This is a genomic window from Rhizorhabdus phycosphaerae (genome assembly GCF_011044255.1).
GTDB lineage: Bacteria > Pseudomonadota > Alphaproteobacteria > Sphingomonadales > Sphingomonadaceae > Rhizorhabdus > Rhizorhabdus phycosphaerae.
This window is the reverse complement of record NZ_CP049107.1, coordinates 333,220-359,322: the sequence shown is the minus strand read 5'-3', so window position 1 is coordinate 359,322 and position 26,103 is coordinate 333,220. Positions and strand designations below refer to the sequence as shown.

Sequence of the window (26,103 nt, the reverse complement as noted above, 5' to 3'; positions counted from 1 at the left end):
TCAGGCGAGGCCGAACAGCCAGCGGAGACCCGCCATCATCCGGTCGAAGAAGCCTGCCTCACCCACGTCGCGGTCGGCGACGAGCGGCAGCTTCTGCGGTGCCATGTCGGGGCCGGACACGACCAGATCGGCGATATGATCGCCCTTCTTGAACGGTGCCTTGATCGGCCCCTGATAGACGACCCGGCTCTTCAGGTCCGAACCGAGCCCGGCGGGTATGGTGACGACCAGATCCTTCGGTGCCACCAGCCCCACTTCGCGCTCATCGCCCAACTGCACCTCGGCGATCTGCACCTTGCGCCCCTTGGGCGCCACCGGCTTCGACTGCCAGGCGCGGAAGCCCCAATTCATGAAGGACACCGACTGCTCGACGCGCTGGTTGAACGAGGTCAGCCCGGACAACACCATCACCAGACGGCGGCCATTCTGCTCGGCCGAACCCGTGAAGCCATAGCCGGCCTCTTCGGTGTGCCCGGTCTTGAGCCCGTCGGCCCCGGCGACGCGGCCCAGTAGCGGGTCGCGATTGGCCTGTGTGATCGCCTGGCCGCTCCCCATGGTCTTCCCCCAGGTGAAGCTCGGCCGGCTGTAGAAGGTCTTGTAGAGCTTGGGATGCTCCTCGATCGTCTTTTCGGCCAGCGTCGCCAGGTCGCGTGCGCTGACATAGGTGACGCCGCCGTCGGGCCATCCGTTCGACGTACCGAAATGGCTGTTGGTCAGCCCCATTTCCTTCGCACGGCGGTTCATCAGCGCGACGAAGGCTTCCTCGGTGCCCGAGATATGCTCGGCCAGCACCACGCAGGCGTCGTTGCCCGACAGAGTGACGATGCCGAACAGAAGGTTGGCAACGCTCACCTGCTCGCCGGGCGACAGGAACATCGTCGATCCGGCGGCGGGGCCGTGCCAGCGCTTCCACGTTTCGGGCCGGACCGTCGCCATCGCGTCGAGCTTGAGCTCTCCCTTCCGCACCAGATCGAAGGCGACATAGACGGTCATCATCTTCGCCATCGATGCCGGGGGCATGCGCAGATCGGGATTCTTGGCGTAGAGGATCGCGCCCGACGACAGGTCCTTCATGAAGGCCACCGGAGCCGGCGTGTCGAACGGGGGCGCTGCGGCCTCGGCCGGCAGTGACACGAACAACAGCATACCGGAAAGCAGGGCGAACGTCTTACGCTTCATCGTCTTGGAAATCCCTCCGCAGTGGCGCCGTCGGCGGCTTCGATCCGCACCAGACGCGACTCCTGATAGCCGCGCGACCGGACCTGCGCCAGCGCATTGCTCGCATCCTTTTCAGCCGGATAGGGGCCGAGCCGGACCCGCCACAGCGCTCCCACCGGTTCGACGCGAGCACCCAGCAATTCCGCGATCTCCTCGGCGCGCGGCCGGCTGCTCAGCGCCGTTACCTGCACGAACCAGCCACCGACCGGTACGGCTTCGTCCGGAACGGCGGCGGCGACGCGCGCGGGCAGCTTTGGGGTCGCCGGGCGCGACGCGAAGCGCTGGTTGAGCGCCGCCAGTTCGCTCGCCGAAGCGTAACGGCGCTCGCTCGCCGGCCGGCCCGATCGCAGGGCTAGCCGGTCCTCGTCCGACGGATAGACCCGGCGAACCCGCACCCGCGACACCCCTGCCCGCTCGATCCCCAGCAACTGGGCCGAGCGGCGCGACAGATCGATGATCCGGTTGGCGACGAACGGGCCGCGATCGTTGATCCGCACGACGACCGTCCGCCCGGTGTCGAGCGCGGTCACCTCGACATAGCTGGGCAGCGGCAGCGTCTTGTGCGCGGCGCCGACGCGATCCATGTCGAACTGCTCGCCATTGGCGGTGCGCGCGCCGTGGAACTGCGCGCCATACCAGGAGGCGAGACCGACCTCGTCATAGTCGCCATCGTCCGCCGGATAATACCAGATGCCCGCGATCTGGTAAGGCTTGCCGATCTTCACGGGCGTGTCGGGGGCCGGCCCGCCCGACGGGCGCGGCGCAGGCGGACGGCCCGGGCGATCGGCCTGCGGTGCGCCGCATCCGGCAAGCAGCAGCACAAGTCCGAGCGCCGCCGCACGGACCTGGGCGACCACAAGCCTATGACCGGCCGCCACGCTCATTCGACGATCGCGTCGCCCAGCAGCCCGACCGACAGCGCGTAGAAGTTCGAGCAGTTATAATCGAGGATCGACCGGTAGTTGGTGGTCAGCAGATAGCCGGTGCGGCCGGGGCCATCGGGCTCGATCAGCGTCGCGAGTTCGTTCTCCGCCGGCACGCGCCCGCTCAGCATCGTCAGGCCATGGTCACGCCATTCGGCAATTGTCAGCCAGCGACTCTGCCGCGCGAACACGCGCGGGCAGCGCGGCGAGTTCATCGGCGAGCGGATCGCAGCCCGGTCGATCCCCTCGGGCACGCGCACGGCGACACCCCAGGGCACGTCCTTCTTCCACCCGGCATCGCGCAGATAATTGCCGATCGAGGCGAGCGCATCGGGCTCGCTGCGCCAGATATCGGCCTTGCCGTCGCCATCGCCATCGCGCGCCAGACGCAGATAGACGCTCGGCAGAAATTGCGGATAGCCGGTCGCCCCCGCCCAGCTGCCCTTCAGCCGGTCGCGCGCGACGCCGCGCTGCATCAGCAGCAGCGTGTTGAGGAACTCGCCCGCGAACAGCTCGCGGCGCCGCCCTTCATAGGCCAGCGTGCCGAGCGCGCTCAGCAGGTCGAAATTGCCGGTGAAGGTGCCATAGCCGGTCTCATGACCATAGATCGCCAGCATGATCTGCTCGGGCACCCCGGTCTCTCGCTCGATCCCCAGCAACAACGGCCGCAGGCTGCCATAGCGCGAGCGCCCCATGTTGATGCGGACCCGGTCGACATGGCTTGCCAGATAAGGCGCGAAAGGCGGCGTGGCGCTGCTCGACGTGCTCGCCCCCGGCTGGCCCCGGTCGAGCCGCACGACCCGCGCGTTGAAGGTGACGGTCGGCAGCGTGCGATCGAACAGATCGCCCGAAATCCCCATGCCGACCGCGCGGTCGCGCAGCGTCGCCAGATAGGCGCGCATCAGGCTGTCTTCGCTCGGCGCCGCCGGCTCGGGCGCATCGGTCAGCCGCGCGGAATCGTCGGGCGCCCGCGCCTCTTCGGATGTCGGCTGGTCCTGGGCACTCCAGACCGGCGCCACGCCGACGACCGCCAATGCGGTCGCCAGGACCGCCCTACGCAACAGGCTCCGCATCATATCCCCTTTGGTGGAGGATCGTGCTTGCCACAGCTTGGCCGCGCATTGAACCGCTTTGATCGCGGCCCTTGCACAGAAGGCCGCAGCGGCGATAAAGCCACCCCACCGCGCGGCCCGGCTTCGCGGAGAGGTGGCCGAGTGGTTTAAGGCAGCGGTCTTGAAAACCGCCGTGGGTGGAAGCTCACCGTGGGTTCGAATCCCACCCTCTCCGCCAGCGCGATAATACATCGCGGACTGTCAGGCTTACGCTTCCACCTTAACCGCCGCCTTCGCCAGCGTATGCAACAACGCCCGGAACGGCTCCAGCTGCGCCGGGTCGGCCGGGTCGTAGCTGCGCCCCTCCCCCAGCTGCGCGGCGTTGCAGACATAGAAGAGGGCGCCGCCCGCGATGCCGTTGAGGATGTGCATCGCGGATACGGGGCGGAACTCGCCGGCCTCGACGCCCGCCGCGATCACGCGTTCGATGTCGACCAGAGCTGTTTCGGAGAAGCGGACGGGGTTGTCGCCGCGCGGGCCGAGGTCGGCGATCAGGCGCTGGATGATCCGCGCCGCGGTCGGGCGCGCGACGAGGAAGTCGAGCCAGGCGTCGAACAGGCCGAGCAGCTGGTCCATCGGGCGCTCGGTCCCGCTCAGCCGCTCGACGACATAATGGTGCATGGCAGCGAAGATCCCCGCCTCGACCTCGTCATAGAGCTGCTGCTTGTTCGGGAAATAATAGACGATCGACGGCCGTCTTATGCCGACGTCGAGCGCGACATCCTCCAGCCGGGCGGCCGCATAGCCGAGTCGCGCGAAGACCCGCTCGGCGGCGTCCAATATGGCCTGACGGGTCGCGTCGCCGCGGGCCTGCCGCATCACCGGACGCTCAATAGATGCCACGCGATTCTTCCCTGAAACGGGGTGATTTCCGCCCTTATCGCGCCCTGCGCACCGCTTGGCAAATGGCCGATTGTATTTTTACCGTCCTGACGGTAGATATTCTAACCAGAGGTAGAAAATGGCGCGGAGCATCGCATCGGCGCCGGGACACAGGGAGAGACGCATGTCCGGAAGCAGGATCCAACTCGCTATCGCCACGCTCTTGTGCGGAACGGCATCGCCGCTTCTGGCGCAGGCGGAAACCCCGGCACCGCAGGACGGGATCGAGGACATCGTCGTCACCGCCCAGCGCCGGGAGGAATCGCTGCAAACCACGCCGGTCTCGATCGCCGCCTTCGGTGCGCGCGAACTGGAATCGAAGGGCATCACCGGTCTGACCGACCTGCGCGCCAATGTGCCCGCTTTGCAGCTCACCCCCTTTCCCAATAATGCCGCGACCACGCAGGTGTTCATGCGCGGCGTCGGGCTGAGCGACGACCAGATCACCCAGGACGGCGGCGTCGCGGTCTATATGGACGGGGTCTATGTCGCGCGCAGCCAGGGCCTTGCCGTCGAGGTCGCCGATCTCGAACGGATCGAGGTGCTGCGCGGTCCGCAGGGCACGCTCTATGGCCGCAACGCAACCGGCGGCGCGATCAACTTCATCACGCGCAAGCCCGATCTCGACGCTTTCGGTTTCAAGGGACAGGTCTCGCTCGGCAATTACGATCATCGCCGCTTCAAGGGTGCGGTCAATCTGCCGCTCGGCCAGACGCTGGCGGTGCGCCTGTCCTATGTGAACCAGCAGCAGGACGGCTTCGTCCGCAACCCCGGCACCGGTGTGAAGCGCTGGGGTGACGAGGATCGGCAGGCCATGCGCGGCGATGTGTTGTGGGAGCCGAGCGACGCGATCAGCCTGCGCTATGCCTATGACCGCACCGAGATCGGCGACACGCCGGCCCATGTCGCGGCGACGCCCTTCCACCCGCAGACCGCTCCGCGCCCCAAGGCCGGAAGCCCGCTCGTCCGCGATCTGCTCCCCAACGACATTGTGTCGCAGGGCCACAGCCTGATCGGCGAATGGCAACCCACCGATACGCTGACGGTGCGGTCGATCACCGGCTATCGCAAGCTCGATAACTTCCAGAACCAGGATTACCTGACCGGCGTCCTCGGCCCGATCCCGCTGCAGAAGAACAGCAGCCGGGCGAAGCAGGACCAGTGGAGCGAGGAAATCCAGCTGGTCGGCGACGCCTTCGAAGACCGTCTGCAATATGTCGTCGGCTATTATTTCTTCACCGAAGAGGGCAGCAATTTCAGCAACAGCTTCAGCCCTCCCACCGCGACGCGCTCCTTCACCACTGCCACCATCAAGAACCGCTCGCACGCGCTGTTCGCGCAAGGGACGTGGACCCCTGCGCTGCTGGAAGACCGGCTGCACCTGACGGTCGGCGTGCGGCAAAGTTGGGACAAGCGCGCCGCCACGCTCGCCCGGTCGACGCAGGTGGGCGGCGGGGCGATCGTCCCGGTTCCCGGCCTCGGCGACGGCAGCCGCGACTTCAAGGATTTTAGCCCGACCTTCGTGGTCGCCTATGACGCCGCCGAGACCGTCCATCTCTACGCCAAGGCCGTGAAGGGCTATAAGAGCGGCGGTTTCAATATCCGCGCCAGTTCGCTCGCCCGCTTCGACCAGGGCTTCGGGCCCGAAACGCTGTGGTCGTTCGAGGGCGGCATCAAGAGCCAGTGGCTCGACAACCGCCTGCGCTTCAACCTGGCGGGCTTCATCTCCAAATATCGCGACATCCAGATCAATGTGCAGTCGGACCCGACCAATGTCCGCCTGACCGACGTGCTCAATGCCGGCCGCGCGACGGTCAAGGGCATCGAGATGGACCTGACGCTGGTACCGGTGCGCCCGCTGCGGATCACAGCCAATTACAGCTATCTGCACGCCCGCTATAACCGCATCCTCAATGCGGCCGGGGTCGACGTGGGGCGCGACTATCGCTTCACCAATGCGCCGGCGCACACGCTCGCGCTCGACCTGTCCTATGATCTGCCGCCGACCCCGATCGGCAAGCTGACCGCCAACGTCAATTACACGCTGCAGAGCGACAAGTTCACCAACGCGACCGTGACCGGCGGGCGCTATGTGGTCGGCGATTACGGCCTGATGAACGCCCGATTGAGCCTGGGCGACATTCCTGGCCTCGCGGGCGTCAGCGCCGCGCTCTGGGCGCGGAACCTGACCGACAAGGATTATTATCTGCTGCAGTTCAACATCGGCCGCCCCGGTGCAATCTATGGCGAGCCCCGCACCTATGGCATCGACCTCAGCGTCGAGCTCTGACAGCATATCATCAAGTACGGGGCGCGGTGGTTACCAAGCCACCCGCCCGTCAGTGACAATCTCGGGAGGATGACAGTTTGAGCTACGAACCCGCGCTGGGCGCGCCCGCCACGCCCGTCATCATCACCGGCGGCGCTTCGGGCATCGGCCTCGCATCGGCCGAGGCGCTCGCGGCGGTCGGCCGGCCGGTTGCCTTGTGGGACATCAACGCCGGAGGCGTCGACCGGGCGGCGGAGACGCTGCGCAGCCATTATGGCGTACCTGTCTTCGCGACGTACGCGGACCTGCGCGACCTGGCCGACATCGATCGGGCGCTGGCGGACAGCCGTGCGGCGCTGGGGCCGGTCGGCGGGATCGTCCATGCGGCGGGGACGGTCGACACCGCCTCGCTCGACGGCATCACCGCGGAAAGCTGGGAGGACGGGATCGCCGTCCACCTGCGCGCGCTCGCCTTTCTCGTCCAGGGCGCCCTGCCCGACCTCACGGCGAACCCGCATTCGGCGGTGGTCGCGATCACCTCGATCAACGCGACGCTCGGCAATGCGATGAACCCGATCTACAGCGCGGCCAAGGGCGGCATGCTCTCGCTCGTTCGCTCGCTGGCCGACCGGCTGGCGCGCGACGGAGTACGGATCAACTCGCTCTCGCCCGGTATCATCATGACCGGCATGATGAAGCCGGCGGTCGATGCCCTGCCTGCCGGCCATTTCGAGCGCCGCATCCTGCAGGAGCGGATCGGTGAGCCGGCCGAGATCGGCCGGGTGGTCCGCTTCCTCCTGTCGCGCGAGGCGAGCTATGTTACGGCGGCCGAGTTCGTCGTCGACGGCGGCAACATCTCTTCACAGCGGGGATGAGCGGGATGGATCGGGCGAAGCTTCGCATTTTGGCTATCGCGAGCGGCATGGCCCTGCTGGGCCTCGGCGCCTGCACGGTCCCTGCCCGCCACGAGCGCGCGTCGCTCGACCGGCCGCCGCCCGCCAGCCCGACGCCCCAATTGCAGGGCGCGCCCAATTTCCGCGACCTCGGCGGGTATCAGACCGAAGATGGGCGGCGGGTGAAACCGGGGATGCTCTTCCGGTCCGACCAGCTCGACCGCCTGACCGACGCGGATCTCGCGGCGATGGAGGGGCTCCACCTCGCCTATGTCGTCGATCTGCGGACCGAAAGCGAGCGGGCGCGCGAGCCCGACCGGCTGCCGCGCGGCGCAAAGCCTCTGATCCTCGACGTCTCGGCCGATGCCGATGGCTCGCTCGGCGGCGACATGCGCAAGGCGCAGGCGGAAATTACTGCCGGTCGCGGCGTCGAACTGCTCGAGGCGGCCAACCGCGATTTCGTCTCGCTGCCCAGCGCCCAGGCCGCCTATCGCGCTCTCGTTGCGCTGGTAGCCGACCCTGCGACGGGCCCACTGGTCTATCACTGCACCGCCGGCAAGGACCGCACCGGCTGGGCCTCGGCCGTCCTGCTATCGATCCTCGGCGTGCCGCGCGAGCGGATCTACTATGACTATCTCGCGAGCAACGCCTATCTCGCGCAGAAAAATGCGGGCATCCTCGCCTCGCTCAAAGCTTCGGGTGCCCCGATCGATCCGGCCAATCTCGAACCCGTCCTGGGGGTGCGGCGCGCCTATCTCGACAGCGCCTTTGCAGAGGTCGACCGGGTCTATGGCACGATGGACGCTTATTTCCGCGAGGGCCTGGGCCTCAGCGATGCGCAGATCGAAACGATCCGAAGCAAATATCTCGAGCGCTAGAGGCGCCGCAGCACCATTTCGATCGTCGGCGACATCCACCCCGGCCCGAGGCCTGTGATGCGTCCCAACGCCCCGCACAGGCGGGCCGCAGGGGTCAACCGGCCGTGGATCGCGATGCGCGCCCTGCGCCACGCTGCGTCGCCATCAGGTACACGGAGGAAGCGGCCGTCGAACGCCGCTGCCAGGGCCAGTGGAGATAACCCACGCTGGAGAGGGCGGCCGGTGAAGCGGTCGAAAGCTTTTGGCCAGTAATTGACGAGCCAGCGGCCCGAATGGCTTTCCTTCGGCGACAGCCGGCTCGCGGTGCCGCAGATCAGTAGCCGGCCATCTTGCCGGAGCAGGCGGTGGAATTCGGCGATGGTCGGGGCGAGCGCATCGTCGGCAACATATTCGAGCACGCTGTTGGCGACGATCAGGTCGAAGCTGGCGTCTGCAAACGGAAGCGCCCTGCCCGCCTCGATCACCGTTGCCTTGGCTTCCAGACCATGTCGTCGACAATTGGCGAGAGCGAGCGGCGGCATTTGCGGGTCGACATCGATGCCGGTCGCTCGCGCGCCCAGCGCTGCCAGAACGACGAGCGAGCCGCCGACGTTGCAGCCGAACTCGAGCAGGTCCCGGTCCGCAACAGCGAGTCCGTAAGCACGGAGGACATGGCGCAGATGCGCCCACTCATAGGCTGCATAGCCGCCAACCCAGCGATCCGTCGGATTCAGCCCCGCCGCGACCGCCAGACGGGTGAACAACGCATCGGCTTCTTCGTCCAGCGGGCGGGGCGCCTCTATCATCGCCGCCTCAGCAGGCTTTCCACGGGCCAGGCGAGCAGCAACGCCACGCCGATCGCCGCGCTGTCGGCGATCCAGTCCCAGGCGCTGGCGTCGCGGTTGAGCATCGGGATCGCCTGTGTCACCTCGATCCACGCGCCGAAAACGGACAGGCCCAGCGCGAGCCACAGCCGCGCCGTACCGCGCAGCGCCCATCGGCCGAACAGCGTCAGAAACAGGAAGGCGGCGATGTGGTTGATCTTGTCGCCGGCGCCGAGATCGGGCGCCTTGTCCGACGGCATGATCGCCAGCCCATAGATGATCAGGACGGCGGCCCCGAACAGCCCGCGGCGCGCGCGATCAGACAGCATGGCGGTGCGCCTCCGGGAGGGCCTCCCCTCCAAATGAAAATGGCCGGGCGAACGCCCAGCCATATCCATGTCCGAAGCTCGGAACCAAGCTTACTTCTTGGTGAGCGACAGCCCGCCGAAGCGCTTGTTGAAGCGAGCCACCTGGCCGCCGGCATCCATGAGCTGGGCCTTGCCGCCCGTCCAGGCCGGGTGGACCGAGGGATCGATGTCGAGCTGCAGCGTGTCGCCTTCCGAACCCCAGGTCGAATAGGTGTCGTAGGTGGTGCCGTCGGTCAGCTGGACCTTGATCCGGTGGTAATCGGGATGGATATCTTTCTTCATCGTCAGAAGCTCCAAAAATGGCTGGTTCCGACCAGCCTGGGGAAGCGAAGCGCGGCCCTTACCGTGTCGGCCCCGTTCTGGCAAGGCCGACACCGAAGCCCGCGCGGGCGATCATTCCTTGGGCGGATCGGCAATCATCGCGGTGAAGTTGGCCTGGGCGGCGAGCTTGTCGCCCAGATAGGCCTTGCCCTCGAACTTGCAGACGCTGCCGCGCTTCTGCGCGAAGGCGACGTCGAGGCGCAGCAATACGCCGGGTTCGACCGGCGTGCGGAACTTCACTTCGTCGATCGTCATGAAATAGACGAGCTTGCCCGATCCCGAGAGGCCCAGCGATTCTACCGCCAGCACGCCCGCCGCCTGGGCCAGCGCTTCGACGATCAGCACGCCCGGCATGATCGGACGGCCGGGAAAATGGCCCTGGAAGAACTCTTCGTTGATCGTCACCGCCTTCACGGCCGAGATGCGCTCGTCCACCACCAGCTCCTCGACGCGGTCGACGAGGAGCATGGGGTAGCGGTGCGGGATCGCGGCCATGACCCGCCGGACGTCCAGCGGGCCAAGCACGGTCTTGCTATCGTCGCTCATAGGGCTGCGATCAGCGACCCTGCGGCGCCGCGGCCGGAGCCTGCTCCGACTGGCCCGGCTGCCAGTTGGCCGGCGGGGTGATCGAGGCGCTGGGAACGAGCGCGTTGAGCTGGGTCACGACGTCGGGCGTCAGGTCCGAAGTCGGCTGGAAGGCGAAGGCGGCTTCCGGGCGCAGCACGACGCCGACCTTCTTCGCGGTCATCGCGGCCTTAAGCGCCTGCTCGACCTTGGCTTCGACCTGCTCGCGGACATAGGCCTGCGGGCGGGCGAAGGGCACGGCGAGGCGCTGCAGTTCGGCCTGAGCAGCCTGACCCTTCTGTTGGAAGGTCGCGATCTTCGCGTCGAGCGTCGCCTTAGGCGTGGCGCTGTTCTTCTGGAGGTTCTCGATCTCGGCACGCAGCGCGTTGAGCTCGCCCTGAAGCGCCGTCTGGCGGGTCTGCGCGGCGGTGATCTGCGTCTTGTAGGTCGTCTGGACCTGGCTCATCGCCGACTGGAAGGCGGCCGAATTCACGATGGCGGCGTCGAGGTCGACGACGGCGACGGCTGCCGGAGCGGTTGCGGCCGCAGCAGCCTGCGCATTGGCGGCGGCGGGCAAGAGCATCAGGGCCGCCGCGGCGGCTGCGGTCTTCAGATAGGCTTTCATCAGAACTGTGTCCCTACGTTGAATTGGAAGGTCTTGGTGTTGTCGCCCTTCTCCTTGAGGAGGGCTTTAGCGATGTCGATACGGAACGGGCCGAAGGGCGAGTTCCAGTTCACGCCGAAACCGACCGAGAGACGCGGCTTCGCGGTGTTGCCGACGAAGTCCTCGCGGAAGGGGCTGATCGTGGAGAAGGCCCGCGTATTCTGCGAGCTGCCGACGCAAGGACCGTTGGCCGTCGCCGAGTAGCCAATCTGGCACAGCGTGGAGGCTCCAGGATTGGTCGTATCGGTAAGTGGCACCGTATAGATCTGACGTCCTTGACTATCGAGAACTAGGCGTTCGACCGGGAGGTATTTACCATTGGCATCGAGCTGGAACGGATATCCGGCGATCTCTGGCGCGGTAAGCCGGGGCCGACTCACACCGAACACCGCACCGACGTCCATGAAGATCGACGGCCGCAGGCCCAGTTCGCGCGCGCCGTTGCCGAGCGGAATCTCGAGCTCAAGCCGACCACGATAATAAGCGTTGCCGCCGAGCGCATCGTCCGTCTGCGAATTGCGGTCGGTCAGGAACGTCCCGGTCGTCGTGTCATAGAAGGACCGGATCACGCGCGGACCGACGCCACGAATGCCGAAGCCGCGCATGTCCGGCTCGCCCAGATAGAAGCGGTCGATCAGGCGAACCTGCTGGCCGAGGCCCTTGATATAGCCGCCCTCCGCGCTCGCGGAGAAGACGAAGCCGCTGCCGATGCCCCAATATTTGGTCGCCTGCGCGGTGGTCTTGATATAGCGGACCGTGCCGCCGAGGCCGGCGAAATCCTGGCTGAACACCGCGCGCTGGCCGCGCGTAGGCCGCAGTCGGTTGTTCAGATTGTCGAACACCAGCGAGTAACCGACCGAGGAGGTCAGGCGGTTACCGATCGCATCGCACAGATAGCGCCCGGCGACGATCGGATCGCAGGTATCCCGGATGCCATCGTTGTTGGTGTCGGTGTAGAAGGTGAACTTGTTCAACGACACCTGATCATAGCTGAGGCCATAGCGCGTCGCGAGCGTGATGAACTCGGTCAGCGGAATGCCGGCACGGATCTGGAAACCCGTTGTCGTCTGCTCATAGGTGGTGTTGCGGTCGTTGCCGGAGAAGTTGAACGAGTTGTAGTCGCGGCGGAACACGTCGAAGCCGACCGCGATGTTCTTGTCGAACACATAAGGCTCGGTGAAGCCCAGCTCGATCGACTTTGAATAGGTCGAATAGCTTACGCCGGCGCGGACTTCCTGGCCCTTGCCCATGAAGTTGCGTTCGCGGATCGAAAGATCGACGATGAAGCGTTCGAGGCTCGAATAGCCGGCCGACACCTGCAGTTCGCCGGTCGATTTCTCCTCGACATTGGCTTCGAGCACGACGCGATCGGGCGCCGAACCCGGCTTCTGTTCGATCTCGAATTTGTCCTGGAAGAACCCCAGCGACTGGATGCGGTCGCGCGAACGCTTGACCTTGAAGCTGTTGAAGGCGTCGCCCTCGGACAGGCGGAACTCGCGGCGGACGACCTTGTCCTTGGTGTGCGTGTTTCCGTTGATGTCGATCCGCTCGACATAGACGCGCGGCGACTGGTTGATCTTGAAGACCACCCCCATCGTCAGATCGTCCTTGTCGCGGTTGAAATCCGGACGGACGTCGGGGGTGAAGCCGAACACGCCGGTCGCCTCGGTGATCGCGTCGACCGTGTCCTCGACTGCCTTTGCGTTGTACCAGTCGCCCTTCTTCATCGGCAGCAGATATTTGAACGTGTCCGCCTTGATGTCGCGGATCTCGCTCTCCAGGCTGACGTCCCCGAATTTGTAGCGCTGCCCTTCCTCCACCACATAGGTGATGATGAAGTCCTTCTTGTCCGGCGTCAGCTCGGCCACGGCCGACACCACGCGGAAGTCGGCATAGCCCTGCGTCAGATAATATTGGCGCAGCTTCTGCTGGTCATAGGACATGCGGTCGGGATCATAGCTGGTGCCCGACGAGAAGATCTTGGTGATGCCCGTCTGCTTGGTCGCCATCTCGCCGCGCAGACGGCCATCGGAAAATTTCTCGTTACCGATGATGTTGATCTTGCGGACCTTGGACTTGTCGCCCTCGCTGATCTCGAAGATGATATCGACGCGGTTCTGGTCCAGCTGGACCATCTTGGGTTCGACCGTCGCGGCGAACCGACCTTGGCGGCGATAGAGCTCGACGATGCGCGCAACGTCGGCGCGGACCTTCGACCGGGTAAAGATCTGGCGCGGCGCCAGCTTGATCTCCGGGTTGATCTTGTCCGACTTGAGGCGCTTGTTGCCCTCCAGAACGATCCGGTTCACGACGGGGTTCTCGCGGACCTGCAGGGTGATGTTGCCCTGCCCATCGTCCCGAACCTGGACGTCGGCGAACAATTCGGTCTCGTACAGCTCCTTCAGCGCTTCATCGAGCGCCTCGCGGGTGTAGGTCTCGCCGGGCACCAGCTTGACATAGGAGCGGACCGTATCCGCCTCCAGTCGCTCGGATCCGGAGACGTTGACCGTCTTGATCGTGCCCAGAGTGGGGGCGGCTGCAGGGGCTGGCGCCATCTGCGGCGGCGCGGCGTCCTGTGCGAACAGCGGTTGCGACGCGCCACCCAGCATCGTGCCGACGAGCAGCGCCGAACAAAAGCGAGCCCTGCCGAAATTCTTCCTCGTCGCCGTCACGCGTTCCCCGCTTCAATAGAATCCACGCCCCCCCAAGCAAGGAAGGTGCGCATGCACTGCCCGATCACGGTCAGCCGATCAACCCGGCAAGCCTCTCCAGAGCACCCAGCGACAGAATATCGTTGAGCGTAACGAAGATCATGAAGGACAGCAGTACGGCCAATCCGGATCGAAACGCCCATTCCATAGCCCTTTCAGGGACCGGCCGGCGCGCTATACCCTCGAACAGGTAAAAGATCAGATGACCGCCGTCGAGCATCGGGATTGGCAACAGGTTGATGAATCCCAGATTAATCGAAATGAGCGCCATCAGCATGACGAAGTTGAGCAGGCCCAGCGAAGCCTGCTGCCCCGACACCTGCGCGATCTTGATCGGCCCGCCCAGTTCCTTGACCGAACGGCGCCCCGTGACGATCTGGCCGAGCGTGTCGACCATCGTCCGGACGATGGCGAAGGTCTGCCGCGTGGCCTCTCCCGGAAGTTCCAGCAGGGATACCGGCTCAACCACGATCGACCCCGACTTGACGCCGATCGTACCCTTGCGGAATTCATTACCGAACCGGTCGCGCTCGATATTGGCAGCGGTCGTGACCGCAATGCTGAGCGCCTGCCCCGAGCGGTCGACGTCGAGCGACAGGCGCTCGTCAGGACGGAAACGGATCATCTCCGCCATCTCGTCGAAGGTGTCGACGGGTCGTCCGGCAACCGCCTTGATCCGGTCGCCCGGTCGCAGCCCCGCGGCGGCGGCGGGTGATCCCTCGATGACGGCAGAAAGCGTCGCCGGCGTACGCGGCACGCCATAGGCCGCGAAGAAGGCCATGAACACGCCGATCGCGACGAGAAAGTTCGTCGCCGGTCCCGCAAACACGATCAGGAAACGCTGCCAGACCGGCTTGGCCTGAAAGGTTTTCGCCCGCTCTTCGGGGGGCAGCGCCAGCCACTCCGGGGTCGGCTGGCTGGCCGGGTTCATGTCGCCCGCGAACTTCACATATCCGCCCATCGGGATCCAGCCCAGCTTCCACCGGGTGCCGCGCGAGTCGGTATAGCCGGCAATCTCGCGGCCGAAGCCGATCGAGAAAGCGTCCGCCTTCACCCCGAACCAGCGTCCGACCAGATAATGGCCCAATTCATGGACGAAGATGAGAGGCCCGATGACGAGCAGAAAAGCAAAGAGCGAGAACAGGATACCGGGATTTTCTGTCACGCGCCGATAGTCTCCATCGCGTCCCGTGCCACCGCGCGCGCTTCGGCGTCGATGGCGAATACCTCTTCCAGGCTGGACGGTGCGCCGGGATCGTAGCGATCGAGAGCTTTGCGCACGATTAACGCGATGTCGAGGAAACCGATCCGCCCGTCGAGGAACGCCCCGACCGCGATCTCATTGGCGGCGTTGAGGATCGCCGCCCTCCCCGCCCCTTCGGCCAATATGTCCTTGGCCAGCGCGAAGGCCGGAAAGCGTTCCAGATCCGGCGCGTGGAAATCGAGCCGACCGACCTTCGCGAGATCGAGCCGCTGACACGGTGTCGCCATGCGATGCGGCCAGGCCAGGCAATGCGCGATCGGCGTCCGCATGTCGGGAGAGCCAAGCTGGGCCAGCACCGAACCGTCGACATAATCGACCAGCGCATGGACCACCGACTGTGGATGGACGACCGCGTCGAACTGATCCGCCTCGAGCGGAAAGAGATGAAAGGCCTCGATCAGCTCGAGCCCCTTGTTCATCAGCGTGGCCGAGTCGACCGATATCTTCGCGCCCATCGACCAGTTGGGGTGCTTGACGGCCTGGGCCGGCGTGACCGCGCGCATAGCGTCCAGCGTCCACTCGCGAAATGGGCCGCCGCTGGCGGTCAGCGTAACCTTGCGGATGCTTCCCGGCGCGGCATGATTGAAGCACTGGAAAACGGCATTATGCTCGGAATCGACCGGCAGCAGGGTGGCGCCGTGGCGCCTGGCTGTGTCGGTCATGAGCGCGCCCGCAGAAACCAGCGATTCCTTGTTCGCAAGCGCGACCGTCCGTCCACCACTCAGAGCCGCCATGGTCGAGCGCAGGCCGGCGGTGCCGACGATGGCCGCCATCGTCCAGTCGGCCTCGCGGGTCGCAGCGTCCACCACCGCCTCCTCGCCGGCCGCGACCTCGACCGAGCTTCCTGCCAAAGCGGCCTTCAGCGCTCCATAAAGCGCGGGATCGCCGATCACGGCCAATTCGGCACGGGTACGACGCGCCGCATCGGCAAGGCCGGCCACGTCGCGCTGCGCCGTCAGTGCGACGATACGGAAAGCCTCGCGGTCCCGCTCGATCAGGTCGAGCGTCGACGTCCCGATCGATCCGGTCGCGCCCAGGATGGATATCGTCTTCACCATCACAAAATCCCCCCCGCAACGCCCGCTGCGACAAGGAGCGCAACCGGGACGACGCCGTCGAGCCGGTCCAGTATACCACCATGGCCGGGAAGCAGCGTGCCGCTATCCTTAACGCCCGACCGGCGTTTGAGCCAGCTTTCGAAAAAGTCGCCGACTTGCGCGGCCACCGCCAGCGGCGCTCCCGCGATGAGGAAAGGAGCCGCCAAGCCAGAGGCCGATGCGATGGCGGCACCACAGACGAGCGCGCCGACCATGCCACCCGCCAGGCCGGCCCAGGTCTTGCTGGGACTGATCGATGGAGCAATCTTGGGGCCGCCGATCGCCCTGCCGGCGAAATAGGCGCCAATATCGGTCGCCCAGACGATAACCAGCGTCCACAGAGCCAACGCGAAGCCCTGGCCCGGCTGCTCGCGCAGATAGATCAGCGCCACCGCCGGAAAGACCGCATAGAGTATACCCGCACCGAGGCGGGCACGGAAGCTGACGACCGCCACGAGGATCGCGGCGAGACCGGTCAGGTCGAAGGTCTGCGCGATCAGGCGATCGGCGATCGTCGCCAGCTTGATCGGATCGGCGAAGGACAGCGACGAAAGCATCAGCGCGGCGACCGCCAGCACGCTCAACAACAGCTGCCAGCGCGACACCTGCGCCATCGTCGCCCATTCGACCATCATCAGGACGGCCAGCAGCGATGCCAGCGCCCAGAAAGCGGCCCCGCCGAACCATAGAGCCGTGAGAGCCACCGCCATCATCACGATACCGGAGACGATCCGGAGCCGAAGTTCGCGTGTCAGGGCCATGAGGAAGCGGCTCAGCGCCCGCCGAAGCGCCGCTCGCGGGTGCCGAAATCGGCGATCGCCGCCGCCAGAGCGTTGCCGTCGAAATCGGGCCACAGCGTATCGACGAACAGCAGTTCGGCATAGGCCGCCTGCCACAGCAGGAAATTGGACAGCCGCCGCTCGCCCGACGTCCTGATCAGCAGATCGAGCGGCGGCAGGTCGTGCGTGTCGAGCCGGGCCTCGATCGTCGCCTGATCGATGGCGTCGGGATCGAGAGTGCCCGCCTGAACCTGTGCGGCGATACCGCGCACCGCCCGGAGCATCTCGTCCTGCGCCCCGTAATTGAGCGCCAGCACGAAATCGAGACGACGGTTATTTTTGGTCAGTTCGACACCGTCGCGAACCAGCCCGATGAGGTCGCCCTCAAGCGCGCTGATGTCGCCGATGGTACGCAGGCGGATGCCGTTTCGATGGAGTTCGGCGACCTCCTTGCGGAGATACAGCCGCAGAAGACCCATGAGGTCGGTCACCTCTTCGGCTGAGCGGCGCCAGTTCTCCGAGGAGAAGGCATAAAGGGTGAGCGCGCGGAGCCCCATGTCTGCCGCCGCCTTGACCGTGGTGCGCACGGCCTCGGCGCCGGCGCGGTGCCCGGCCACGCGGGGAAGAAAGCGCCGCTTGGCCCAACGTCCGTTTCCGTCCATGATGATCGCAACATGGCGCGGCATGCCGTTGCCCCCCGCAGCTTCGGCATTGGTCGCAGGACTGGCGGACAAGCCGCTCACTTCCCGAGGATTTCCTTCTCCTTCGCAGCCGCGGCCGCATCGACTTCGGCGATCGTCGCGTCGGTCATCTTCTGGACTTCGGTCTCCCGCCGCTTGCGGTCGTCCTCGCTGATTTCGCCCTTCTTCTCGTCGAGCTTGAGGCTGTCCATGCCATCACGACGGACGTTGCGCACGGCCACGCGGGCCTTCTCCGCATATTGGCTGGCGAGCTTAGCCAGTTCCTTGCGGCGCTCTTCGGTCAGGTCCGGGATCGGAATACGCAGCGTCTGGCCGTCGACGATCGGGTTGAGCCCCAGGCCCGCCGAGCGGATCGCCTTGTCGACCGGCCCCACATTCGAGCGGTCCCAGACCTGCACCGACAACATTCGCGATTCCGGCGCGGTCACCGTCGCAGCCTGGTTCAGCGGCATATGTGCACCGTAGATCTCGACCGTGACCGGATCGAGCAGATTGATCGACGCACGACCGGTGCGCAGACCCGTGAGATCACTCTTGAGCGACTCGACGGCGCCCTGCATCCGGCGTTCGAGATCGGCCTTGTTATAGGCGGGCATGGCTTCGTCTCCCTAGTTCTGAACGACCGTGGCCGTACCCGTTCCCCCGAGCACCCGGGCCAGATTGCCCTGCTCGCGGATGTTGAATACCACGATCGGAATATCATTGTCGCGGCACAGCGCCACGGCGCTGGCGTCCATGACCTTGAGGTCGTCGGCCAGCACGCGGTTGAAGGTGACTGTCTCGTAGCGGGTCGCGGTCGGATCCTTCTTCGGATCGGCGTTGTAGACACCGTCGACCGAGGTTCCCTTGAGCAGAGCGTCACATCCCATCTCCGCCGCGCGCAGCGCGGCCGCGCTGTCGGTCGTGAAATAGGGATTGCCGGTGCCGGCCGCAAAAATCACGATACGCCCCTTCTCCAGGTGGCGCTCGGCGCGCCTGCGGATGAAGGGCTCACAGACGGTCGACATCGGAATGGCGGACTGGACGCGCGTGTCGACGCCGATCTGCTCGAGCGCGTTCTGCACGGCAAGCGCGTTCATGACGGTCGCCAGCATCCCCATATAATCGGCGCTGGTGCGGTCGAATCCCTTGGCGGCGGCGGCCAGACCACGGAAGATGTTGCCGCCCCCGACCACGAGGCAAAGCTCATATTGGGTGGCGACGTCTGCAATTTCGCGAGCCACGCGGGCGACGGTTTCGGGATCGATGCCGAACTGGCCCTGCCCCATCAGAACCTCACCCGATAGCTTCAGCAGGATACGTTTGAAGCGCGGACGGTCCATAGGCGTTTGTTACTCATTATCTTAAAGCTGTTGCCGCACCTTAGGGGCAGCATCACGCGCTGCCAAGCGCCACGGCGCCGGCGCGAAGCGCGCGGACATGAAAAAGGCCCGCTCCCCCGGTCGAAACCGAAAGAGCGGGCCTTGTTCGAACGGATCAGGCCTTGACGGCTGCCGCGACTTCGGCGGCGAAGTCGCTGACTTCCTTCTCGATGCCTTCACCGAGCTGGAAGCGGACATAGTCCTTCAGCACGATCGAGCCACCCGCCGCCTTGGCGGCCTTGGCGACGACCTGCGCGATCGGGGTCTTGTTGTCCATGACGAAGATCTGGCTGAGCAGCGCGTTTTCCTTGCGGAACTTCGCGACGGCGCCCTGGACCATCTTCTCGATGATCTCGGCCGGCTTGCCCGATTCGGCCGCCTTCTCGGCGGCGATCGCGCGCTCGCGCTCGATCACCGTGGCGTCGAGGCCATCCTCGGTCAGCGCCTGCGGGAAAGCCGCCGCGATGTGCATCGCGATCTGCTTGCCGACGGCTTCGATCTCGGCAACGGGAGCGTCGCCCTCGAGCGCGACGAGCACGCCGATCTTGCCCAGGCCGGGGGCTGCGGCATTGTGGACGTAGGGAACGATCGCGCCCTGCGACACTTCGACGATCTTCGCGCGGCGCAGCGTCTGGTTCTCGCCGATCGTCGCGATGTTCGCGGTCAGCTTCTCCGACACGGTGCCGCCGCCCGGATAGGCAGCCGCGCCAAGCGCCGCGACGTCGTCACCGGCCTCGAGCGCAAGCTTGGTGACCGTGCGGACGAAGTCCTGGAACTGCTCGTTCTTGGCAACGAAGTCGGTCTCGGAATTGACCTCGACCGCAGCACCCTTGGTGCCTTCGACGGCAACGCCCACGAGACCCTCGGCCGCGGTGCGGCTCGACTTCTTCGCGGCGGTGGCGAGGCCCTTGGTGCGCAGCCAGTCGACGGCGGCTTCCATGTCGCCGTTCGTCTCGGTGAGCGCCTTCTTGCAATCCATCATGCCGGCGCCGGTCTTCTCGCGAAGCTCCTTGACGGCCGAAGCGGTGATATCCGCCATATTGCTTTCCTTTCGTCAGAAACACATCGCCCCGGACAAGCCGGGGTCTCAGGCCGGACCCGTGCCGAAGCACGGGCCGGGAGATCCCGGCCTAGGCCGGGACGACGATAGATTTGTTACGCGATGGCTTCTTCGATCGGAGCCTCGACCGAAGCGCCGAGATCCTCGCCACGCGCCTGACGGCCGCCCTGCTGACCGCGCGTCGCAGCTTCGGCGACGGCTTCGCAATAGAGGCGGATGGCGCGGGCCGCGTCGTCGTTCGCTGGAACCGGGAAGGCGATACCGTCCGGGCTCACGTTCGAATCGAGGATCGCGACGACGGGGATGCCGAGCGTATTGGCCTCCTTGATCGCCAGCTCTTCCTTGTTGGCGTCGATCACAAACATCACGTCCGGAATGCCGCCCATATCGCGGATGCCGCCGAGCGAAAGCTCGAACTTGTCGCGCTCACGGGTGAGCTGAAGGACTTCCTTCTTGGTGAGGCCGTGGGTGTCGCCCGACAGCTGCTCTTCGAGCGCCTTGAAGCGCTTGATCGAGTTCGAGATCGTCTTCCAGTTGGTGAGCATGCCGCCCAGCCAGCGATGGTTGACATAATGCTGGCCCGAACGACGCGCGGCCTCGGCAATCGGATCCTGCGCCTGGCGCTTGGTGCCGACGAAAAGGACCTTGCCGCCGTGCTGGACGCTCTGGCTGATGAAGTCGAGCGCGCGCGCGAAGAGCGGCACGGTCTGCGAAAGATCGATGATGTGGATGCCGTTGCGGTCGCCGAACAGATACGGCTTCATCTTCGGATTCCAGCGGTGAGTCTGGTGACCGAAATGTGCGCCGGCGTCGAGCAACGCCTGCATGGAGACGGTGGGAGCCGCCATAGGATTATCTCCTTACCCGGTTTGAACCTCTGCGGAGCGGTCACCGGGGAAACCCCGGCACCGGTATGTAAGCCCCGCATGCGGAATGCGCGGCGACTTAAGCCAGGCGGCGCAGAAATGCAAGCACCAGCGAGGCGCTTGACAGGCAAGAACAAATGAAGAACATTAAGGCTACGTAGAGCGAATATGGCACCCTGGGGCGATCCGGACGTTAACCGGGCTGCCCGCAACGGAGTAGAATCGATGCTTCAGCTGCTGTTCCTGACCTTCTTCCTGTCGGTGATCCTGCTGTCGATCAGCGTGGTGATCGATACGGCGCGACAGGAAATGCCGCACATCCGGCGGGCGCTCGGACTTGTCGATACTCAGCAACGCCCAGCGACGGTGGAACGCCGCGTCCGCGTCACGCGCCAAGCGCAGTTTCGTCCACTGCCGGCACGATCGCTGCGGGCTGCCGCTTGAACCGGCGATAGCCGGCGATGCTGAAGGGCACTGTCGCCAGATAGCCGAGCATGATGAAGCTCAGCGTATGCCAAGGCGCGGTGAAGAGCGCAGCGCCCACCATCGCGATGCCGAGCAGGGCCGGAAGGCGCCACGCACGCGAAATATGGAGCGATGACCAGCTATAGGTCGCAACGTCGGAGATCATCAGAAAGCCGACGAGCGCCGCCCAGGCACAGATGAAGAACGGATCGCGAAACCAGTAGACGTCGCTCCACAGCCACATGGCAACGGGCACCAGCATGATTCCCGCTCCGAGCGGCGCCGGAACGCCAGTCAGAAAACCCGCGGCCTTGCGCGGATGCTCGGCCTTATCGATGGAAGCGTTGAAGCGGGCGAGCCGCAGGGCGGCGCAGACGGCATAGCCCAGCGCGAAGACCCAGCCGAAGCGCGGGATTTCGTTGAGCGACCAGAGAAACATGATGATCGCCGGGGATACCCCGAAGGCGATCACGTCCGACAGGGAGTCGAGTTCGGCCCCGAAACGGCTTTCACCTTTAAGAAGACGGGCGATGCGGCCGTCGAGACCGTCCAATATCCCCGCGACGAGAATGGCGATCAGAGCCTTTTCCCATTCGCCCGCGATTGCGAACCGCACGCCGGTCAGCCCCGAACACAGCGCCAGCGCCGTGACGGCATTGGGCGCCACAGCCCGCGCGGGGATGCCGCGCCGGATATTCTCGCGCCTGCCGAGCATCGCCATGGTCAAGCCTCTCTTGTCGCCCGCAGGCCGATTACTGCGCTGCGCCGATGGTCCGGTCGCTCTCGCCGAGACGTGCGATCACCGTCTCCCCGGCGATCGTGCGCTGGCCGAGCGCCACACGGTGGCCGGTGCCTGCCGGCAGATAGACATCGACGCGGCTCCCGAAGCGGATCAGACCGATACGCTGCCCCAGCCCGACCGGCTCGCCGACCTTGACCAGCGGAACGATACGGCGTGCGACCAGGCCTGCGATCTGGGTAAAGCCGATGCGCGTTCCGTCCGCACCCTCGACCAAGAAATGCTGACGCTCATTTTCTTCGCTGGCCTTATCGAGGTCGGCGTTGAGAAAGCTGCCCGCAATATAGGCGATTCGCTTGATCGTCCCTGGGATCGGGGTGCGATTGATATGGACGTCGAACACCGACATGAAGATCGAGACGCGCGTCATCGGGGCGTCACCGAGCCCGTCCTCACCGGCGAGTTCGCGCGGCGGCGGCACGGTCGTGATCATCGTGACCAGCCCGTCGGCAGGCGCGATCACCAGTCCCTCGCCCACCGGCGTGCTCCGTACAGGGTCGCGGAAGAAGGCGGCGACCCACAGGGTGATCCCGGCCATCGGCCAGGCAAGCGTCTCCCACGCCATCAGCGCGAACACGAGGCAGATCACGGCCGCGATCAGAACGAATTTGCGGCCTTCGGGATGGATGCTGGGCCAGCGCCACTTGACGGAGGTGGTGCCGATTTCCGGTTTGTCGAGCGATGTCATCCCGACCTTGTAGGGACAGCGATGCCGACTGACAATCATTGCCGCTCGTGATCGGGCACGGAATTCTTTGTTGCCATTGCCGAGAAAAGGCGGCGCGAGCGGTTGATCCCGTCGGTTTCTCGGCATAGGGACACGCGGCAATATCCTTCCCCGGAGATGAAGAAGCATGGCGAAGATCAAGGTGAAAACCCCGGTCGTCGAACTCGACGGCGACGAGATGACGCGGATTATCTGGCAGTGGATTCGCGAACGCCTGATCCTCCCTTATCTCGACATCGACCTCAAATATTTCGACCTGTCGATCCAGAAGCGTGACGAGACCAACGATCAGATCACGATCGACAGCGCCAAGGCGATCCAGCAATATGGCGTAGGCGTGAAGTGCGCCACGATCACCCCCGACGAAGCGCGCGTCGAAGAGTTCAGCCTGAAGAAGATGTGGAAGTCGCCCAACGGCACGATCCGGAACATCCTCGGCGGTGTCGTCTTCCGTGAGCCGATCGTCATCAAGAACGTCCCCCGGCTCGTCCCGGGCTGGACCGACCCCATCGTGGTCGGCCGCCACGCGTTCGGCGATCAGTATCGCGCCACCGACTTCCTCGTCCCCGGCCCCGGCAAGCTGCGGATGGTCTGGGAAGGCGACAATGGCGAGACCATCGAGCATGAGGTCTTCCAATATCCGTCGGCCGGTGTGGCGATGGGCATGTACAATCTCGATGACTCGATCCGCGACTTCGCCCGCGCCAGCATGAACTATGCGCTCGATCGCAAGTGGCCGCTGTACCTGTCGACCAAGAACACCATCCTGAAGGCCTATGATGGTCGCTTCAAGGATCTGTTCCAGGAGGTTTTCGACGCGGAGTTCGCCGATGCGTTCAAGGCTGCCGGTATCGTCTACGAGCACCGCCTGATCGACGACATGGTCGCCTCGGCGCTCAAGTGGAACGGCAAGTTCGTCTGGGCCTGCAAGAATTATGACGGCGACGTCCAGTCGGATACCGTGGCGCAGGGCTTCGGTTCGCTCGGCCTCATGACCTCGGTCCTGATGTCGCCCGATGGCAAGACGATCGAGGCCGAGGCCGCCCATGGCACCGTCACGCGCCACTATCGCATGCACGAGCAGGGCAAGGCGACCTCGACCAACCCGATCGCCTCGATCTTCGCCTGGACGCAGGGCCTGCAGTTCCGCGGCAAGTTCGACGACACGCCGGACGTGGTCAAGTTCGCCGAAACGCTCGAGCGCGTCTGCATCGAAACCGTCGAGAAGGGCGGCATGACCAAGGATCTCGCGATCCTGATCGGTCCCGACCAGCCCTGGATGACGACCGAGCAGTTCTTCGAACAGATCCGCGTCAACCTCGAGGCAGAGATGGCCAACTGGGCCTGATCCCTCCTGAAAGACCGTAAACAGGCAGAGGGCGTCGTTCCAGCGGAACGGCGCCCTCTTTCTTTTGAAGCGATCGTTCGCGGAACGTGGTGCACGGCGGTCGCCGGCCTCTCCAACCTGTTGCAATCTCTCAACTGCGTGCAATCAAGGCTCGGGATGCAAAAGCTTTTTTAAGCCAAGGGTAGTCAATCGGGGGGTGATCCGTAATGATCTCCGCATGGCGCTACCGATCCATTCCGAAGCCTTCAGTGATTCGCTTGTCATTCTCGGAACCGCCGGGATCGTGATTCCTCTGTTCGCCCGGTTCAGGATTACGCCGGTCATCGGCTTCATTCTGGTCGGCATGCTCGCAGGCCCCCATGGACTGGGGATGCTGACGGATAGATTTCCGTGGCTTTACCATGTGACCATCACCAACCCGCGGTCGATCGAGCCCTTCGCGGAGTTCGGAATTGTTCTGCTGCTCTTCTCGATCGGCCTGGAACTCAGTTTTCGCAGGCTTTGGGGTTTGCGCCGGACCGTATTCGGTCTGGGCACCTCCAAACTGCTGCTCGCCGCGACGATATTGGGTCTGTCGCTCTGGATCTCAGGCCAGAGCGCGGCCGGTTCGCTCGGACTGGGCCTGGCGCTGGCCCTGTCCTCAACCGCGCTGGTGCTGCCAATGGTGGGAACGACAGGCGCGGTGGGACAGCGCGCCTTCGGCATCCTTCTCCTGGAAGACCTCGCGTTGGTTCCCATCGTATTCGCCCTGGGCGTGATGGCGCCTTATGGAGATACCGAAGGCTGGAACGGGCTGGCCCGGACCCTGATGCTGGGCATCGCCGTGGTCGCTGCCATGTTGATCGGAGGCAGACTTCTTCTTCCGCGCCTCTTCGCTCAGGCGGCGCGGGCCAAGAATCCCGAACTGTTCCTGTCCGCCAGCCTGCTGGTGGTCATTCTGTCGAGCATAGCGACGACCGCAGTAGGGCTGTCGCCGATCGTCGGAGCCTTGATTGCCGGCCTGCTGATCGCCGAAACCGACTATCATGCCGAGGTCGAACTCGTGACCGCGCCGTTTAAGGGGCTGGCGCTGGGCGTGTTCCTGATCACCGTCGGCATGTCGGTCGATCCGGTGATGATCCTCGACAATTGGGACAAGCTGGCCTTCGCGGTGATCGCCGTGGTCCTGGTAAAAGCCGTGATCACGGCTGGGCTGCTGCGCTTCTGGGGCGCCAAGCGCGCCGTCGCGGCCGAAACCGGCCTGCTGATGTCCTCGCCTTCGGAAACCACGCTGATCGTTCTCGCGACAGCGGCCCAGGCGCGGCTCATCGCCCCAGACACGGCAGCCTTCTGGCAAATGGTGACGGCGATCGGACTGACCATTACGCCCATCCTCGCCAGGGTTGGCCATGATCTCGCGCGGCGGGTCGATGAGCGCGACCAGGATGTCGTGGATGTCAGCGAGGAGCCCGGGGGCCGTGCGATCATTGCGGGGTTCGGCCGGGTCGGGCGGCTCGTCGCGCAGATGCTGAGCACCCATTCCAAACCCTATCTGGCGATCGACGCCGACATCGACACCGTCCACCACGCGCGCAAGCGCGGCTATTCGGTCATGTTCGGCGACATCGCCCGGCCCGGTATGGTCGAACATCTCGACCTGTCCCACGCCACCGCGCTCATCCTGACGATGGACGATCCGGTGCAGGTCGTGCGCATCACGCGGCAGGTGCGGCGGCTTCACCCGGACCTGACGATCGTCGCCCGCGCCCGCGATCCCAATCACGCGGCCGAGCTGTACCGCGCTGGCGCCACCGATGCGGTACCCGAGACCCTCGAATCGTCACTGCAACTGTCCGAAGCCGTACTGGTCGACCTCGGCATCGCCATGGGGCCGGTCATCGCCTCGATCCACGAGAAGCGCGCTGAACTGCGAGCCAAGATCATGGAAATGGGGCAGCTCAGCCACGAACCGCGGATTTCGACCAGACGACTGCGCGACGTGAAGACCGACAAGATCTGAAACGGAACCGAAACCAGTTTCGCCGGTTCTG

Annotated in this window: 26 protein-coding genes and 1 tRNA gene; 7 read left to right on the top strand and 20 right to left on the bottom strand. The window is 65.1% G+C overall.

From position 1 onward, the window contains the following. From G6P88_RS01705 to G6P88_RS01695, 3 genes are read right to left on the bottom strand one after another with little or no spacing between them, the layout of a single operon-like run. Window positions 1-1,179: a D-alanyl-D-alanine carboxypeptidase family protein gene (locus G6P88_RS01705; RefSeq protein WP_165321544.1), complete on the bottom strand. Its 1,179-nt coding sequence runs from the start codon at window positions 1,177-1,179 to the stop codon at window positions 1-3. Next, a complete protein-coding gene (locus G6P88_RS01700; RefSeq protein ID WP_165321543.1) occupies window positions 1,176-2,102 on the bottom strand; it encodes a septal ring lytic transglycosylase RlpA family protein in 927 nt (308 codons plus the stop codon). The genes G6P88_RS01705 and G6P88_RS01700 overlap by 4 nt, the downstream gene beginning before the upstream one ends. Continuing rightward, the gene (locus tag G6P88_RS01695; RefSeq protein ID WP_165321542.1) at window positions 2,099-3,217 is read right to left on the bottom strand and encodes a lytic murein transglycosylase; all 1,119 of its coding nucleotides are present in this window, start codon (window positions 3,215-3,217) and stop codon (window positions 2,099-2,101) included. The genes G6P88_RS01700 and G6P88_RS01695 overlap by 4 nt, the downstream gene beginning before the upstream one ends. Window positions 3,218-3,341: 124 nt before the next feature. Here G6P88_RS01695 and G6P88_RS01690 point away from each other — a divergent pair. Further along, window positions 3,342-3,431: transfer RNA gene (locus tag G6P88_RS01690), tRNA-Ser, on the top strand. 29 nt (window positions 3,432-3,460) lie between these two features. On the opposite strand, the gene G6P88_RS01685 is transcribed toward G6P88_RS01690, so the two are convergent. Next, window positions 3,461-4,096, bottom strand: coding sequence for a TetR/AcrR family transcriptional regulator (locus G6P88_RS01685; RefSeq protein ID WP_165321541.1), 636 nt, complete (start codon window positions 4,094-4,096; stop codon window positions 3,461-3,463). Window positions 4,097-4,259: 163 nt separating this feature from the next. Here G6P88_RS01685 and G6P88_RS01680 point away from each other — a divergent pair, with 163 nt between their 5' ends. The 3 genes from G6P88_RS01680 to G6P88_RS01670 all read left to right on the top strand — a co-directional run bounded on the left by G6P88_RS01680 (window position 4,260) and on the right by G6P88_RS01670 (window position 8,175). Further along, on the top strand, window positions 4,260-6,425 hold the full coding sequence (locus tag G6P88_RS01680) for a TonB-dependent receptor (RefSeq protein ID WP_165321540.1): 2,166 nt from the start codon (window positions 4,260-4,262) through the stop codon (window positions 6,423-6,425). Window positions 6,426-6,502: 77 nt separating this feature from the next. Beyond that, window positions 6,503-7,279 (top strand): SDR family NAD(P)-dependent oxidoreductase, encoded by a 777-nt coding sequence (locus G6P88_RS01675; RefSeq protein ID WP_165321539.1) that lies wholly within the window; start codon window positions 6,503-6,505, stop codon window positions 7,277-7,279. 47 nt (window positions 7,280-7,326) lie between these two features. Then, on the top strand, window positions 7,327-8,175 hold the full coding sequence (locus tag G6P88_RS01670; protein ID WP_226946681.1) for a tyrosine-protein phosphatase: 849 nt from the start codon (window positions 7,327-7,329) through the stop codon (window positions 8,173-8,175). Here the strand turns inward: G6P88_RS01670 and G6P88_RS01665 are convergent. The 14 genes from G6P88_RS01665 to rpsB form a co-directional block, all read right to left on the bottom strand. Continuing rightward, entirely contained in the window at window positions 8,172-8,960 is a 789-nt protein-coding gene (locus tag G6P88_RS01665) for a class I SAM-dependent methyltransferase (RefSeq protein ID WP_165321537.1), read from the bottom strand. The genes G6P88_RS01670 and G6P88_RS01665 overlap by 4 nt on opposite strands. Beyond that, window positions 8,957-9,307, bottom strand: coding sequence for a VanZ family protein (locus G6P88_RS01660; protein ID WP_165321536.1), 351 nt, complete (start codon window positions 9,305-9,307; stop codon window positions 8,957-8,959). Before G6P88_RS01660 ends, G6P88_RS01665 begins: the two co-directional genes overlap by 4 nt. A gap of 90 nt (window positions 9,308-9,397) precedes the next feature. Further along, entirely contained in the window at window positions 9,398-9,628 is a 231-nt protein-coding gene (rpmE, locus tag G6P88_RS01655) for a 50S ribosomal protein L31 (RefSeq protein WP_165321535.1), read from the bottom strand. 111 nt (window positions 9,629-9,739) lie between these two features. After that, the gene (fabZ, locus tag G6P88_RS01650; RefSeq protein WP_165321534.1) at window positions 9,740-10,213 is read right to left on the bottom strand and encodes a 3-hydroxyacyl-ACP dehydratase FabZ; all 474 of its coding nucleotides are present in this window, start codon (window positions 10,211-10,213) and stop codon (window positions 9,740-9,742) included. A gap of 10 nt (window positions 10,214-10,223) precedes the next feature. Then, window positions 10,224-10,856, bottom strand: coding sequence for an OmpH family outer membrane protein (locus G6P88_RS01645; protein ID WP_165321533.1), 633 nt, complete (start codon window positions 10,854-10,856; stop codon window positions 10,224-10,226). Next, a complete protein-coding gene (gene bamA / locus G6P88_RS01640) occupies window positions 10,856-13,567 on the bottom strand; it encodes an outer membrane protein assembly factor BamA (protein ID WP_206335833.1) in 2,712 nt (903 codons plus the stop codon). Before bamA ends, G6P88_RS01645 begins: the two co-directional genes overlap by 1 nt. A 70-nt stretch (window positions 13,568-13,637) precedes the next feature. Further along, window positions 13,638-14,771 carry an RIP metalloprotease RseP gene (rseP, locus tag G6P88_RS01635; RefSeq protein ID WP_165321532.1) on the bottom strand — a complete coding sequence of 378 codons (1,134 nt, stop codon included), beginning with the start codon at window positions 14,769-14,771 and terminating at the stop codon, window positions 13,638-13,640. Beyond that, window positions 14,768-15,928: a 1-deoxy-D-xylulose-5-phosphate reductoisomerase gene (locus G6P88_RS01630; RefSeq protein WP_165321531.1), complete on the bottom strand. Its 1,161-nt coding sequence runs from the start codon at window positions 15,926-15,928 to the stop codon at window positions 14,768-14,770. Before G6P88_RS01630 ends, rseP begins: the two co-directional genes overlap by 4 nt. Beyond that, a complete protein-coding gene (locus tag G6P88_RS01625) occupies window positions 15,928-16,728 on the bottom strand; it encodes a phosphatidate cytidylyltransferase (protein WP_165321530.1) in 801 nt (266 codons plus the stop codon). Before G6P88_RS01625 ends, G6P88_RS01630 begins: the two co-directional genes overlap by 1 nt. Before the next feature lie 11 nt (window positions 16,729-16,739). Beyond that, a complete protein-coding gene (locus G6P88_RS01620) occupies window positions 16,740-17,480 on the bottom strand; it encodes an isoprenyl transferase (RefSeq protein WP_282097786.1) in 741 nt (246 codons plus the stop codon). Between the two features lie 5 nt (window positions 17,481-17,485). Beyond that, window positions 17,486-18,043 carry a ribosome recycling factor gene (frr, locus tag G6P88_RS01615; RefSeq protein WP_165321528.1) on the bottom strand — a complete coding sequence of 186 codons (558 nt, stop codon included), beginning with the start codon at window positions 18,041-18,043 and terminating at the stop codon, window positions 17,486-17,488. Window positions 18,044-18,055: 12 nt separating this feature from the next. Then, window positions 18,056-18,769 (bottom strand): UMP kinase, encoded by a 714-nt coding sequence (pyrH, locus tag G6P88_RS01610; RefSeq protein ID WP_165321527.1) that lies wholly within the window; start codon window positions 18,767-18,769, stop codon window positions 18,056-18,058. Window positions 18,770-18,923: 154 nt separating this feature from the next. Continuing rightward, window positions 18,924-19,847 carry a translation elongation factor Ts gene (gene tsf, locus G6P88_RS01605; protein WP_165321526.1) on the bottom strand — a complete coding sequence of 308 codons (924 nt, stop codon included), beginning with the start codon at window positions 19,845-19,847 and terminating at the stop codon, window positions 18,924-18,926. Between the two features lie 116 nt (window positions 19,848-19,963). Continuing rightward, window positions 19,964-20,716, bottom strand: coding sequence for a 30S ribosomal protein S2 (gene rpsB, locus G6P88_RS01600; RefSeq protein WP_165321525.1), 753 nt, complete (start codon window positions 20,714-20,716; stop codon window positions 19,964-19,966). 243 nt (window positions 20,717-20,959) lie between these two features. On the opposite strand from rpsB, the gene G6P88_RS01595 reads away from it, so the two are divergent. After that, window positions 20,960-21,178 carry a hypothetical protein gene (locus tag G6P88_RS01595; protein ID WP_165321524.1) on the top strand — a complete coding sequence of 73 codons (219 nt, stop codon included), beginning with the start codon at window positions 20,960-20,962 and terminating at the stop codon, window positions 21,176-21,178. Here the strand turns inward: G6P88_RS01595 and G6P88_RS01590 are convergent. Together G6P88_RS01590 and G6P88_RS01585 are read right to left on the bottom strand one after the other, a co-directional pair. Beyond that, window positions 21,120-21,914 carry a CDP-alcohol phosphatidyltransferase family protein gene (locus G6P88_RS01590; protein ID WP_165324833.1) on the bottom strand — a complete coding sequence of 265 codons (795 nt, stop codon included), beginning with the start codon at window positions 21,912-21,914 and terminating at the stop codon, window positions 21,120-21,122. The genes G6P88_RS01595 and G6P88_RS01590 overlap by 59 nt on opposite strands. 37 nt (window positions 21,915-21,951) lie before the next feature. Then, complete coding sequence (locus G6P88_RS01585) at window positions 21,952-22,686, bottom strand: phosphatidylserine decarboxylase (protein WP_165321523.1); 735 nt, start codon at window positions 22,684-22,686, stop codon at window positions 21,952-21,954. 166 nt (window positions 22,687-22,852) lie between these two features. Here G6P88_RS01585 and G6P88_RS01580 point away from each other — a divergent pair, with 166 nt between their 5' ends. Both G6P88_RS01580 and G6P88_RS01575 read left to right on the top strand, forming a co-directional pair. Then, window positions 22,853-24,073, top strand: a complete 1,221-nt coding sequence (locus tag G6P88_RS01580; RefSeq protein ID WP_165321522.1) for an NADP-dependent isocitrate dehydrogenase — start codon at window positions 22,853-22,855, stop codon at window positions 24,071-24,073. A gap of 217 nt (window positions 24,074-24,290) precedes the next feature. Next, entirely contained in the window at window positions 24,291-26,072 is a 1,782-nt protein-coding gene (locus G6P88_RS01575; protein WP_165321521.1) for a cation:proton antiporter domain-containing protein, read from the top strand. Window positions 26,073-26,103 lie beyond the last annotated feature (31 nt).